At 54.6% G+C, this 13,510-nt stretch carries 9 protein-coding genes; 3 read left to right on the top strand and 6 right to left on the bottom strand.

The genetic code is table 11. The features are described 5' to 3' along the window. The first annotated feature begins 161 nt into the window (after window positions 1–161). Window positions 162–1,313 (top strand): L-threonine dehydrogenase, encoded by a 1,152-nt coding sequence (yiaY, locus tag NNN71_RS01635; protein WP_163448396.1) that lies wholly within the window; start codon window positions 162–164, stop codon window positions 1,311–1,313. A gap of 131 nt (window positions 1,314–1,444) precedes the next feature. Here yiaY and NNN71_RS01630 read toward each other — a convergent pair whose 3' ends face one another. Both NNN71_RS01630 and NNN71_RS01625 read right to left on the bottom strand, forming a co-directional pair. Continuing rightward, on the bottom strand, window positions 1,445–3,403 hold the full coding sequence (locus tag NNN71_RS01630) for a glycoside hydrolase family 127 protein (RefSeq protein WP_271457733.1): 1,959 nt from the start codon (window positions 3,401–3,403) through the stop codon (window positions 1,445–1,447). 10 nt (window positions 3,404–3,413) lie between these two features. Next, window positions 3,414–4,814, bottom strand: a complete 1,401-nt coding sequence (locus tag NNN71_RS01625; protein WP_271457732.1) for an MFS transporter — start codon at window positions 4,812–4,814, stop codon at window positions 3,414–3,416. 238 nt (window positions 4,815–5,052) lie between these two features. On the opposite strand from NNN71_RS01625, the gene NNN71_RS01620 reads away from it, so the two are divergent. Together NNN71_RS01620 and NNN71_RS01615 are read left to right on the top strand one after the other, a co-directional pair. Next, on the top strand, window positions 5,053–5,871 hold the full coding sequence (locus tag NNN71_RS01620) for an AraC family transcriptional regulator (RefSeq protein ID WP_223803704.1): 819 nt from the start codon (window positions 5,053–5,055) through the stop codon (window positions 5,869–5,871). Window positions 5,872–5,992: 121 nt separating this feature from the next. Then, window positions 5,993–6,454 (top strand): 4Fe-4S binding protein, encoded by a 462-nt coding sequence (locus NNN71_RS01615; RefSeq protein ID WP_163448387.1) that lies wholly within the window; start codon window positions 5,993–5,995, stop codon window positions 6,452–6,454. On the opposite strand, the gene NNN71_RS01610 is transcribed toward NNN71_RS01615, so the two are convergent. From NNN71_RS01610 to NNN71_RS01595, 4 genes are all read right to left on the bottom strand, one after another. Further along, on the bottom strand, window positions 6,446–8,161 hold the full coding sequence (locus NNN71_RS01610) for a ShlB/FhaC/HecB family hemolysin secretion/activation protein (protein WP_223803705.1): 1,716 nt from the start codon (window positions 8,159–8,161) through the stop codon (window positions 6,446–6,448). The two genes, NNN71_RS01615 and NNN71_RS01610, sit on opposite strands and share 9 nt — an antisense overlap. A gap of 104 nt (window positions 8,162–8,265) precedes the next feature. Further along, window positions 8,266–9,429, bottom strand: coding sequence for a collagen-like triple helix repeat-containing protein (locus NNN71_RS01605; protein ID WP_271457731.1), 1,164 nt, complete (start codon window positions 9,427–9,429; stop codon window positions 8,266–8,268). A gap of 361 nt (window positions 9,430–9,790) precedes the next feature. Beyond that, on the bottom strand, window positions 9,791–11,044 hold the full coding sequence (gene avtA, locus NNN71_RS01600) for a valine--pyruvate transaminase (protein WP_271457730.1): 1,254 nt from the start codon (window positions 11,042–11,044) through the stop codon (window positions 9,791–9,793). 173 nt (window positions 11,045–11,217) lie between these two features. Beyond that, window positions 11,218–13,254, bottom strand: a complete 2,037-nt coding sequence (locus tag NNN71_RS01595; RefSeq protein WP_271457729.1) for an alpha-amylase — start codon at window positions 13,252–13,254, stop codon at window positions 11,218–11,220. Window positions 13,255–13,510: the final 256 nt, after the last annotated feature.

Raw genomic sequence — 13,510 nt, 5'->3', positions numbered from 1 at the left:
AATTCAACATTTGAATATATTTATCACTATAAATCGCGACATTGACAACAAAATGACGCGATTTTTATTTTTCACGCAGAGAAAAGTGCTAGCCAGATCGTGTTTTAAGGGTGGGTAATGCTATAGCCTCGGGAGCCTGCTTATTAAATAAAGGAACTATCATGACTGCATCAACTTTCTTCATCCCTTCAGTGAACGTCATCGGTAACGGCGCCTTAAAAGACGCGATGAATACCATGAAAGACTACGGCTATCGCCGTGCTCTGATTGTCACTGATGCAGTTCTGAACAAGCTGGGCGTGGCGGCGGATATCCAGAAACGCCTGCAGGAATATGACATTCTGAGCGTGGTATTCGACGGTACGCATCCGAACCCGACGACCGTTAACGTGGAAGAAGGCCTGGAAATGCTGCGCGCCAATGATTGCGACTGCGTTATTTCTCTGGGCGGCGGCTCCCCGCACGACTGCGCGAAAGGGATCGCGCTGGTCGCTTCTAACGGCGGCGATATTCGTGATTATGAAGGCGTTGACCGCTCTGCTAAGCCGCAGCTGCCGATGATCGCGATCAACACCACCGCGGGCACGGCGTCTGAAATGACCCGTTTCTGCATCATCACTGACGTTACGCGTCATATTAAAATGGCGATCGTCGACAAGCACGTGACGCCGGTTCTCTCCGTCAACGACTCTTCCCTGATGGAAGGCATGCCGAAAGGGCTGACCGCCGCCACCGGTATGGATGCGCTGACCCACGCGATTGAAGCCTATGTGTCTATTGCGGCCACACCGATTACCGACGCTTGTGCGCTAAAAGCGATCACCATGATTATCGACAACCTGCCGACGGCGGTTGAAAACGGCAGCAACAGTGAAGCGCGTGAAGCAATGGCCTACGCTCAGTTCCTGGCGGGTATGGCGTTCAACAACGCTTCACTGGGATATGTCCACGCGATGGCGCACCAGCTGGGCGGTTTCTACGATCTGCCGCACGGCGTGTGTAACGCGGTGCTGCTGCCGCATGTGCAGGAGTTTAACAGCAAGGTTGCCGCGGCGCGTCTGCGCGATTGTGCACAGGCTATGCATATTGACGTCAGCGCGATGAGCGATGAGCAGGGCGCGAAGGCGTGTATCGACGCGATTCGTAAACTGGCGCGTCAGGTCAATATTCCGGCGGGTCTGCGCGACCTGAATGTGAAAGAAGAGGATATCCCGGTTCTGGCGACCAATGCGCTGAAAGACGCGTGCGGTTTCACCAATCCTATCCAGGCAACGCACGAAGAGATTATGGCGATCTTCCGCGCAGCCATGTAATTGCGCTTTGGCGGTGAAAAAAAGCAGAACGCTTGCGTTCTGCTTTTTTTGTGTCTGATGTCATGGTCGCCCGGCCAGGTGCAGCGCCCCGGAGTCGGCGCGTTCACGCCTCGTCAGGGCTACCTCTCCGCTTACTTTTCTTCATTAATCCAGATACGCATTTCCCCTTCGCCACGATTGGCCCAGCTAAACCACGGAATAAAGGTCAGCGTCTGCGCCTGACGTTCAGTGGGGGCCGCGTCGTAATGCCACAACAACTGTTTTTCTGGATGGCGTGTGGTGTATTTCACCCCCTGGGCCTGTAGCAATACCTTGTGGGCGAAAATACCTTTGCCCTCCAGTTCGGTAAACGACGCATTATCCGGTAACCACAGATTATGCAGCTCTTCACCGTTGTCGGCCTGCTCAAGGCAGTAGACCAGCGGACCGCGCTGCACGGCGACTTTACCAGCGACGTGGCGGACCAGCGGATTTCCGTAGATTCGACGTACCGGCATTGGTAACGTCAGCGTTAAGGTATCGCCTTCCACCCAGGTGCGTGAGATATGCAGATAGCCTTTCTTCACCGTTCCCGTCACATCGTGACCGTTTAGCGTCACCTGAGGATCGCGGCACCAGTCCGGCAAGCGCAGCGCCAGCGTGTGGTTAACCGGATCCGGAGAATCAACGGCGATCTTGACCTGATCCTGCCATGGATAGTTACCGCTGATGCGCAAGCGCAGCGTTTGCTCACCCACCGGCACCTCCACGCTGTTGCCGATATACAGGTTCACATACAGCGCATCTTCTCTCGGCGTGTAGATATAGTGGCCGATTGAAGTGAGTACGCGGGCGATATTCGGCGGGCAGCAGGCGCAGCCGAACCAGCGCTGGCGAACGGGCTTCACGTGGTCGTAGATGTGGTTGAACTGCAGCGTTTTCGGGTGCACTTCCAGCGGGTTAACGTAGAAGAAGTGTTTGCCATCAAGCGCCATGCCGCCCAGCACCGTGTTGTACAGCGCGCGCTCCATGACATCGGCGTACTGGCTGTCTGCCTCCATCTCCAGCATGCGGCGGGCAAACATCATCAGGCCAATAGAGGCGCAGCTTTCGGCGTAGACGGTGTCGTTCGGCAGATCGTAGTCGCTGCTGAAGGCTTCGCCGCTGCTTTGTGAACCAATGCCGCCGGTGATGTACAGCTGGCGCTGCGCCATGTTGTTCCACAAGCGCAGGCAGTCCTGGCGCTTGCTTTCGTCCTGGCTCAGACGAGCGAGATGCGCCACGCCGGTCATCAGGTAGACAAAACGCACCGCGTGGCCGATAGCCGTAGGCTGCTCGGCAATAGGCTGATGCGCCTGGCTGTAAGGCTTGTCTTTCACCATCCACGCCGGGCCATAGGTGTGCCAGTAGGAGGTTTTGCCGCGTTTTTCGTATTCGTCGTCGTAGAAGTGCGGCTGTTTGCCGCGTTCTTCGACGAAGTAATTCACCAGCGCCATATAGCGCGGTTCTCCTGTGACCTCATACAGGCGCATCAGCGCCAGCTCGATTTCCGGGTGCCCTGGGTAGCCATGAATCTGGTCTTCTCCGGTGCCGAAAACCCGATCGATATGGTCGGCGAGGCGGCACACTACCTCCAGCAAGCGCCGTTTGCCGGTGGCCTGGAAGAAGGCGACGCCCGCTTCAATCATATGCCCTGCGCAGTACAGCTCGTGGCATTCGGCGAGATTGGTCCAGCGCTCTTTTGGGGCTTTAACGGTGAAATAGGTGTTCAGATAACCGTCGTCGCACTGGGCGGCGGCGACCAGTTCAATCACCGCATCGGCGGTTTTTTCCAGCTCGGCATCCGGCTTCTGGCACAGCGACCAGGCGACAGCCTCCAGCCATTTTGCGACGTCGCTGTCCTGAAAGACCATGCCGTAAAACTCCCCTTCCTGCTGACCGGCGGCAATGCGGAAGTTTTCTATCGCGTGGCTGGGTTCGGCATCGTCAATGCGATCGTTTAATGCATCCCATTGATAAGGGATTACCACATCGCGAACCAACTGCTGGTATTGGGCGAAAAACGGGTCATTAACTTTCAAGGTATGCAGATTGACTTCCATAACAGACATGGCGAACTCCTCAGGACTGAATGTGACGGGCGCGAAGATCGGTGGCGATGCGCGACATCATTGGATTATTGAGCTTGCAGGCGCGGATAGAGAACGCCAGCAGCAGGTGGAACAGGGCGGGCAGCAGGGTTTCCATCGATGTGATGCCCGCCAGCGATGATGCTGTTTGGTTTCCGGCCCCTGGCTGATAAGCCACATAGATAAAGACAAGGCTAATAATGCCCGCACTGGAGGCCCACGCCAGCTTGATGAAAAATAGGTTAAAGGCGAAATTCATACCGGAAGAACGTACGCCAGTTTTCCATTCACCGTAGTCGTCGGAGAACGCCATGAGCGAAAAGTGCAGCGGCAGCGTGAAGCCGAGAATGATGCCGTTGCCGAGAATAACGACCAGCCATAGGGTCTGGTGGGCCGGGCCGGTGGGTAAGAACCACATTCCCAGTGCGATCGCCGCCAGCACCAGGTTGGTGTAATAGTAAAGCTTGACGGTATCGAAGCGGCGCGACAGCAGGTTAATTATCACGGAACCGAAAATAGAGGCGAAAGTCACCATGGTGAAGAACAGCGAGGTGTAGCCGGTGGAGCCACTCAGTACGTAGGTGATGAAATACATATAGCCGCCGCCGCGTATATTAAAGACGTTGATCAGCAGAAACGACATCACCAGCATCAACAGCAACTGATCGTTTTTACGCAGTCCCGCAATGTGTTCCCGCAGGGTGAATTTGCCCATCACGTCCAACGACACGCGCTCGCGTACCCAGAAGAAGCAGCACAGGAACATCACGGCAGCGAGTGCGCACAGGGCGCCGACGCCGTATTGATATCCCTGCGCCGTATTGCCCTGCCCAAGCACTTTCACCAGCCATGGCAGGCCTACCGAGACCAGAAAACCCGCCACGCCGCACAGTACGAAACGCCAGGCCTGACAGGAGATGACCTCGCTGTGGCGCGTGGTCATCGTGTTGATCAGCGCACAGTAAGGTACGTTGATCGCGGTGTAGCTGATGGACAGCAGCAGATAGGTGCCAAAGGCCCACGCGATCTTCACGCCCATGCTGGCATCGGGGACGGTAAAGGTGAGTACGCCGATAATGGCGATGGGGAGCGCAATCCACATTTGCCACGGACGGAAACGCCCCCAGCGGCTCTGCGTGCGGTCGGCCAGCACGCCCATAATGGGATCGGAAATCGCGTCAAAAACGCGGAGCGCCAGGAATAGGGTACCGACCAGCGCGGGCGTCAGGCCAAAGACATCGGTATAAAAGAAGGTCAGGAAATTCATGATCAGGCAGGTAATGACGGTGCCGCCTGCATCGCCGAGACCGTAGCCGATTTTCTCGCGGACAGATAATTTATCGTCCTGTGAACCGGGCACAACCTCACTGGTAGAAATAGGTGTAGCGGTCATGGATGCTCCTCGCAATGTGGAGAGGTCTTTTTCAGTAGGGGGATTGTTGTAATGTCATGACCCGTTTAATTTTGCCTGGAAAGCGAGGACCAACAAGCTCACAAAGAAGTATAAAAAGTGAGTAATTCCGACCTGGTGAGAAAAGTGTGAAGGCGATCGGGAATTAATCCATTTAGTTGTTAATAATCAGAGTGAAAGACTATCTTCCTGCGGTTAATAAGCGGAATTTTTAATATTTATGCTCAATCTATCCATAGCGCTTCCGATTAAAGTCCAGAATGGCGGGTTATTTATCTCACGTGGCGTGGGACGCCATCCGGCGCGCAGACTGCGCTCATGGGAAGTGATCTTCGTGGAGAAAGGGACATTAACGATTCAGGAAGAGGAGCATATTTTCCACGTCCCGGCGGGGGATAGCCTTTTATTATGGCCAGGCCGCCGCCATATCGGTGTTGAGGATTTTCCTGCCGATCTGAAATTTTACTGGCTGCATTTTGAGGTGAATATGCCCGTGCAGCCGCATCCGCTATTAACCCAGTTGGCCATTCCGCAGCAGACAACTTCGCACGACCCGCAATACCTGATTTCCCTGTTCCGCCAGTTCCTGAACGAGCAGGAAAAAATTCAGCGTAATGCCTCGCTGGAGTTTATTTTGCTACTGATTTTGCAGCATATTTCGTTGTCGGCGCAAAATGAAGAGCCAAAAGATGAAGGCGGTACGGCGCTGGCGTGGAAGGCGCAGCAGGTGATCCATACCCGCTATCACCTGCCGCTCTCCACGTCGGCATTGGCAAAAGAGTTACACTGCAATGCCGACTATCTGGGGCGCGTATATCGCCGGGTCTTCCACCTGACCATTACCGAAGCGATCCACCGTCAGCGCGTGCGAGCGGCAGAAAAGCTATTGAGCAACCATGCGCGTTCATTGAAAGAGGTCGCCGAACAGTGCGGGTTTGCCGATGTCGGGTATTTCAGGCAAATTTTTCGCAAACACACCGGCTTAACTCCAGCGGCCTGGAAGCGGCGGTACTGTAAGGAACACATTAATTCTGCCTGAGGCAAACGGCTAAATTGCCTCGGGCAGATGACAAAAACGGTACATCTCCCGTGTCTGATCAAAGCGTGACAGTATGCCGCTCTGGCACTCTTAGGGTTTACTAACCGTCACGGAGAGGGGTATGAACCCGTTTATTGTCGCTGATTCCTTAAAGTGTATTGGCTGCCGGACCTGCGAAGTGGCCTGCGTGGTGGCGCATCAGGAACAGCAGGCCTGTGCGACCGTTTCACGTGAGGCCTTTTTTCCTCGTATCCGCGTGGTGAAGGGCGACGCTTTCTCAACGGCGGTGGCGTGTCATCAGTGCGAAGATGCGCCGTGCGGTAATGTTTGCCCAACGGGGGCGATAACCCGTGAAAAGGATATGATTCGTGTCGATCAGGCGCGCTGCATTGGTTGCAAGAGCTGCATGCTGGCGTGTCCGTTTGGGGCAATGACCGTGGCCGTCCAGCAGGCACGGCCACAGGCGATGAAGTGCGATTTGTGCCGCCATCGCGAAGCGGGGCCAGCCTGTGTGGCCGCCTGCCCGACGGGGGCGCTGGCCTGTATTGATGTTGGCCAGCTTGCCGCATCAAGATTAATGTAGATTATTGAAGTTCCAACTGAAGGTCAGGCTATAGCGCCATTCACGGCTGTTCGTGTCGGTTGGCATATCACCGACTGGGCGCGCTGCCTCGACCGTAACGCTGTAATGCTTGTTGTCGCCAACCATCACCCCGGTTGCCACCGATGCCAGCCGCTGATGCGGTAACCCCGGCGTGTTGAACCACGTTTGCGCGGTATCGGCCAGCACGTAAGGCTGTACCGTGGCAATCCATGTGCTCTCTTTACGCTGATGAAGATAGCGCAACTCAAGCTGCCCTCCATAACCGTAGTCACCGCTGGCTTCGCCATCCTGGTAGCCACGTCCAAAGCGCTGGGCGCCGAAGCTGACACGCTCTGGCTCGGGCAAATCGTTATCTGACCAATCCCCTTCCAGCGAGGTAGAGAGACGCCAGGTATCCGTGATCATCCACGCCGCATCAATATTGCTTTTCCACAGCGTAAACGAGAGATCGTTGCCCTGTACCGGCGCGGCGTCGGCCAACGAAGAGGCGTTAATCCCTTGACGCAGCGTCAGCTTACCGTTAATGCTGGCACGGTCGAAGGCCTGAAAGCCGTTCATTCCGAGTTCGAGGGCAGGGTAGCGGACATGTGATTTTTGCGTCACGCCCAGGACTTCCTGCTCATTAACGATGGCGCGAATATGGTTGTCGTTACGGCGGTCGGTGTAATCCATCCCGCCGTTGATATTGAACTGCCGCTTACCGGTTAAAATCACCGGATAGCTGAACATCGCGCCGCCGTTGTATTGGGTGGTTTTCTGGCGTGAGTCTAAATACCCGCCGGGGAAGTTCAGCAGACGCGAATAGTCGCGCGGATCCTCGCGATAAAAGCTGCCCTTGAGCTGCATCATCAGCCCTTCATCCGTCAGGAACTGCTGGTAGTTCAACCCGAGGTAAGATTTGCGCGTCGAATTATCGAGTGGGATCAATGTGGCGACCCCAAGTTGATCGCCGTAGCTGGTTAAGTTACTGAGTGAACCATTGACGAACGCCATATTCTGGCTGCGACGGGTGTCAATGGTTGAAGAGATATCCCAGATATGCGGCTGCATACCCACGGCCTGCATCGCGGCGGCTCCGTAGATATTCTGCGGCAGCTGCGCGTTGGCATCAACGCGCACGCCGGGCGTGCGTGTCATCAGCTGGGTGTAGCGGTCGAAGGTGTTCTGTGTGAGCGGCTTCTCCGCCATGATTTTTGCCGCCAGACGCTTGAGGCGTTCGGCAATATTGGGGTTGTTACTTTTAATATCGCTATGCGCGACATAGCCCTCCACCAGAACAATCTTCAGCATACCATCCTGAAAGTTGTTATCCGGAAGCCAGGCATAAGAGAGTGGATAACCGTCGGCGCGATAGCGCAACGTAATATCATTAACCAGACCAATCAGCGTTTTTAGCGGCACTTGTTTATGCGCATAGGGAACAAAAGGGCGTAATAACTCTTTTAATGGATATACAGTTCCACCAATAAATTGAATATGGTCTACTTTAATCAACGTTTCGGGTGTTAGTTTATTTTTGGGCACGCTTACGCTTAAACTTGGGGCCGCCGCAGCAGGGGCTTGTGGTGTGTTACTATTTTCTGCTTTGGCTGGGTTATTAGGGTCAATCAATGCGGGTAATGTGTCTGCTCGGGCAATATTAAGCAGAAAAACCCCCGATAGCGCATAAACCAGGGTCGTTTTCATGGCGCATTCCTTGTGTGTTTTCTTGAGCAAGGATAATTATTGTTATTCTGCTGAAAAACGTGCCCCCATTGCGGGGGCACGGAAGGCATTAATAAATATATAGCTTATCTTTTGGTTGTTAACCCGCCGAGTAGACCGCCTAAACCACCTAATGTACCGCCACTGGTTCCTGCGCTGGTTGTTCCTGTACTGCTGGTGCTGGTATTGGTAGTTGTGCTTACGTTCAGGCTTCCCGTGACGTTAGCCAGCAGGCCGCCGCTGGTTCCGGTAGTGCCGCCGGAAGAGCCTCCGGTACTGGTAGCGGTTGGTTTCACCAGGCCTCCGGCATCAGTGACGATGTTGCCAACGCTGGAGACGACCTGGCCTACACCGCTCAGCGCCGGAGAGGTGGTGCCAACCTGGCTACCCACACCGCTCACTGTAGTCCCGACCTGAGTCAGCAGACCGTTAACCGGAGTGCCTAATCCTGTCGTGGTCCCCACGCCTTGAGTGACGCCCTGTACGCCGGACAGGGTATTATTAACCACGGAAGTGACGCCGGTTGTTGCCGCCGTTACGCCAGGGCTTTGCAGGGTGCTGGTCAATCCAGTACCTGTCCCGCTGACGATTTGGCCTGTGCTGTTAACGACGCTTCCGACCACGCCGGTTACCCCCGCGACGGGTGTACTGGAAGTGCCGCTCGATAACCCGGTCCCTACGCTCGATACCGTGTTACCCAGCACGGTGACCGTGTTGGTCGTACCCTGCAAAGTGGTTCCCACACCGTTGGTGTTTGACGAGTTGCCAATCCCGTTGGTGACGCCGGTCCCGAGTGTATCGACAGCGTTACCCACACCGCTTACCGTGGTGGAGATGGTCGAGGTGACTGGGTTGTTGCCAGTGGTGGTGGTTAACTGGCTTCCCAGCCCACCCAGCGTATCACCGACCCCCGAAACTGCTTTACCGGTTTCGCCGATGATACTGCTCACTGAATTATTGGCCGTTGTTCCAGTGCCGCCGCCAGATCCATTACCACCAGAACCGCTGCCTCCGGAACCACTACCGCCAGAGCCGCTGCCACCGGAACCACTGCCACCGGAACCACTACCGTCGGAACCACTGCCACCAGAACCACTACCATCGCTGCCGCCAGAGCCGCTGCCCTGAGTGCTGCCGTTTTTAGCCGTTGAATGAGAGCCCCCGCCGCTACCGCTACAGGCGGAGAGTGAGAATGCAATAAGAACCGCCATAGCAATAATGCTTAAATGGCTAACGTTTTTAGAGTTCATAACCATACTCCACCAGTTAAAACGCCGAGTGCGTATTAATCAGTGTAAGTAGAAAATTAAGCCTTGCATGCTGCGTTTCTTTTCATACGAAAGGCTGAATAAATCTGATTTTATTTAAGGATAAACAAAGTCTGCTATGTAAATTAATATGCGCATAGGAAACATGCTGTTACTTCATTTTTAACATATTAAGCCGGAATGAATAATGGTTTTAAATGTGTAGCGCTAATGAAATGACGCTATAAATTGGGAGTAATCCGAGCGGAAAGGTGCGTGAGACTTTTTGGCGTGAGTTTTTAAAATAACAGCGGAGATCACGGAAAATATCGGCCTCTGATATTTGAGGCCGATATATTGTATATTATTGATGTTCGCGCCAGGCTAACTCAATTTCTTCCGCAAGAATTTTCACACCGGCTTCAATTTTATCTGGGGCCGGCACGTAGTTCATTCGCATGCACTGGTGAGTGTGTTCCCAGGGTTTATCCAGACCCGGGAAGAAGAAATCGCCAGGCACCATCAATACGCCGCGTTTTTTCAGACGCTGGTAGAGTGTCTCGGTGGTAATCGGCAGGTCTTTAAACCATAGCCACAGGAAAATCGCGCCTTCGGGTTTGTGGATCAGGCAACACTCTTCCGGCAAATAGCGGCGGATAGTGGCAATGGTTTCCTGCACGCGCTGATAGTAAAACGGCTTGATGACCGTATCCGACAGACGCAGTAAATCGTGGCGTTTGATCATTTCGCACATGATGGCTGGGCCAATCCCGCCGGGTGCGAGGCTGATAATGCCGTTCATATTGCTGATGGCGGTGATAATTTTTTCATCTGCGATGATGATACCGCAGCGGCTACCTGGCAGGCCAAGTTTAGACAGGCTCATACACAGCACAATATTTGGGTTCCACAGCGGCGTCGCTTCGCTGAAAATAATGCCCGGGAAAGGTACCCCGTAAGCATTATCGATAACCAGCGGCACGCCGTGCTGATGTGCGAGCGCATCCAGCTGTTTCAGTTCATCATCGGTGATGACGTTACCCGTCGGGTTGGTCGGGCGTGAAACGCAGATCATCCCGGTATCTTTGCCAATGGGCAGATTTTCGAAATCGACGTGATACTTAAACTGACCTTCTGGCAGCAGCTCAATGTGTGGGCGAGTCGAGACGAAAAGATCATCTTCTAAACCCGAGTCGGCATAGCCAATATACTCCGGCGTGAGTGGGAACAGGACCTTACGAGTGGTACCGTCGGCACGACGACCAGCAAACAGGTTGAACAAGTAGAAAAACGCGCTTTGGCTGCCATTTGTTAGTGCAATATTCTGTGGTCCAATATCCCAACCTAATTCATTACGCAGCATATCGGCTAACGCGACCAGCAGTTCGTTTTTCCCCTGCGGACCGTCGTAATTGCACAGCGCTTCTGAAACTTTGCCGCTTTCCAGCATCTCCGCCAGTAGATGATTAAAATAATCATTCATTTCTGGGATCTGGGCCGGATTACCGCCGCCAAGCATGATGGCGCCAGGGGTGCGTAAACCGTCGTTGAGGTCTTCCATCAGGCGGGTAATGCCTGAATGACGGGTGAATTTGTCGCCGAAAAGTGAAAATGTCATAGCCGGATTTCTATTGCTTGTTCTGTGAAGTGGGTAACGATAACGCCACTCACGATGTGGTGCAAATGGCGCTAATGCAGGGGCTTTAGTGGATAAACTGAAAAATGGCGAAATTAGCAGTTGTTTATTCTGCCAAGGCCCGCAATTAAACCGCGGGCCTGGAGGAGTATAAATTAGTGCTTACCGGCCCAGACCACCATGACTTTGTCCTCGCCGTGTTCCCGTACAAACCCGTAGCCCTGAGAGAGCGACAGCGTGGCTTGTTTTCCTTCACCAATCGCCGGATGACGTGCGCGGAACTGCCCCAGTTTTTGCCAGTGCGCCAGCGTGGCGGCGGATTTTCCGGCGACATCCTGCCAGTTCATTGATGAACGCGTGCCTTGCAGAGGGTCAGAACCCGTTGGGCCAAACGGGCGATTAGACTCGTCGCCGTAAAAGATTTGCACTGCGCCCGGTGCGAGCAGCAGGAGTTCGGCGGCGTTGTCGCCTTGCTCACGGAACAGTCGCGTATCATGCGATGAAAGGTAGCTCAGGACGTTAAAGCTTTGCAGCTTATCGGCCATTTGCTGCCAGATCGGGTCGATGTTGGCCAGGCAGTCGCTGGCCTTTGCGGCCTGATCCTGATAATCAAAGTTGATCATCGCGTCAAAGCCGTGTCGGTAGTAATCACTTTGCATCACGCCATGGCCCCAGGCTTCACCCGTCATCCAGAATGGCGCATCGTCCATCGCTTTTTGTGGATTAGCCTTTTTCCAGGCTGCCAGTGCATCAACCGACTGCGATTTGAGCTGCTGCCAGGCCGCCAGCTCAACGTGCTTGGCGGTATCGACGCGGAAGCCGTCAATGCCGTAGTCGCGTACCCATTGGCTGAGCCAGTGGGTGAGGTAGTCACGCGGTGTAAAACCGTCGACGGCACGGGCGTGGGTATCCGTTTTGTGTTGGTAGAAATTTGGCAGCCCGCTCGGGGTCGTCGATTCTGTTTTCAGATCGGGCAGAAACGCCAGCGACATGGTCAAGTCATCGAAACCAGGGTTGTCGTAGTCGCCAATATCGGTGCGGATCCACGCCTTGCCCCACCATTTCTCCCATGCGGCTTTGTCGCTGAAGTTGATGTAGTCGTTAAAGCTGTGCCAGCTTTGCCCCGCGCCGGGCTTCCAGTCTGTCCAGCGCTGGCCCAGCGTTTTCGTTATCTCATCGCCTTTCAGGTATAGCGCCCCGAACTGATACTCCTGCATATCCGCCAGCGTGGCATAGCCAGTATGGTTCATGACCACGTCAAAGAGGATACGGATGCCGCGCTGGTGCGCGCCATCCACCAGGGCGCGCAAGTCATCTTCGGTCCCCATATTGGCGTCGAGCCGTGTCCAGTCCTGAGTGTAGTAGCCGTGGTAGGCGTAGTGCGGGAAATCCCCTTTGGTGCCGCCGCCCACCCAGCCGTGAATTTGTTCCAGCGGTGAGCTAATCCACAGCGCGTTGACGCCCAGCTTTTGCAGATAGTCGAGCTTGCTGGTCAGGCCCTTAAGATCGCCGCCGTGGAAGGTGCCGATCTCCTGCATGCCGTCTTTATGGCGCCCATAGCTGTTGTCATTGCTGGGGTCGCCGTTGACAAAGCGGTCGGTAAGCACGAAATACACGGTCGCGTTATGCCAGCTGAACGGTGACGTGGCGATGACGTCGGCGCTTTCCAGCAGCAGCAGGCCATTGCTGTTTTCTGCGGGCTGTAGCGTAATTTTGCCCTGCGTGACGACGGCGGTCTTCCCGCTATAAAAATCGCGCACCTGGCTGCCTTCGGCGAAGGTCTGACCGACATCCAGCGTCAACGGCTTACCGTCCCAGCGTGGGCACTGGCGAACGTTAACTTGCGCATTGTGGCTTTCGGCCGCGCTTTGCACGGAGATAGTCAGCGTGGGCGTGCCGGAGCGGGTATCAATCTCCAGCGTATAGTTACCGTCGCGAAACAGGCGCCACTGTGGCGCATCGCCCTGGCATGGTTTGAGCGACAGCATCTGGTTAAGACGAATGGTGCCAGAGGGCTGCCAGCACTGTTGCTCAAGATTCACCCTCAGTGGACGGGTACCCTTTGTGAGCGTTTTTTGACTGGTGAACTTCCCCGTCCCATCGGCGGAAAAGGTGGGAAAATCTTGCGCGGTCCAGCTGGCGGCACTGGCAAAAGCGGGAATCAATAGCGGTACAAGGGCGGCAAGCTTCATGGTTTTATCCTGTGCCAGAACGTGTTTTCCCCAGTGTGCCAGCAGGTGACTCCGCTGTACTCATCCTTCGCGAAGGAGGAGAAAAAGGGCTGAGTGATGACGGTCAAAAAATGAGCTAAAATGAGATGTCCCCGGCATTTTGTCTGCGCAATTTGTCTTATGCTGAATCGCGTCCGTTTGCTCGTTTAGGAATCGGACTATTTCTTAAGCGTGCGTTGACGGGCTATTTTTGCTATAATTTGAGATTAAGCTCTCA

It is taken from the genome of Kluyvera sp. Awk 3, from assembly GCF_028069715.1.
Taxonomy (GTDB): Bacteria; Pseudomonadota; Gammaproteobacteria; order Enterobacterales; family Enterobacteriaceae; genus Kluyvera; species Kluyvera georgiana_A.
The sequence above is the reverse complement of the archived record's forward strand: the minus strand, read 5'-3'. Positions and strand labels throughout refer to the sequence as shown.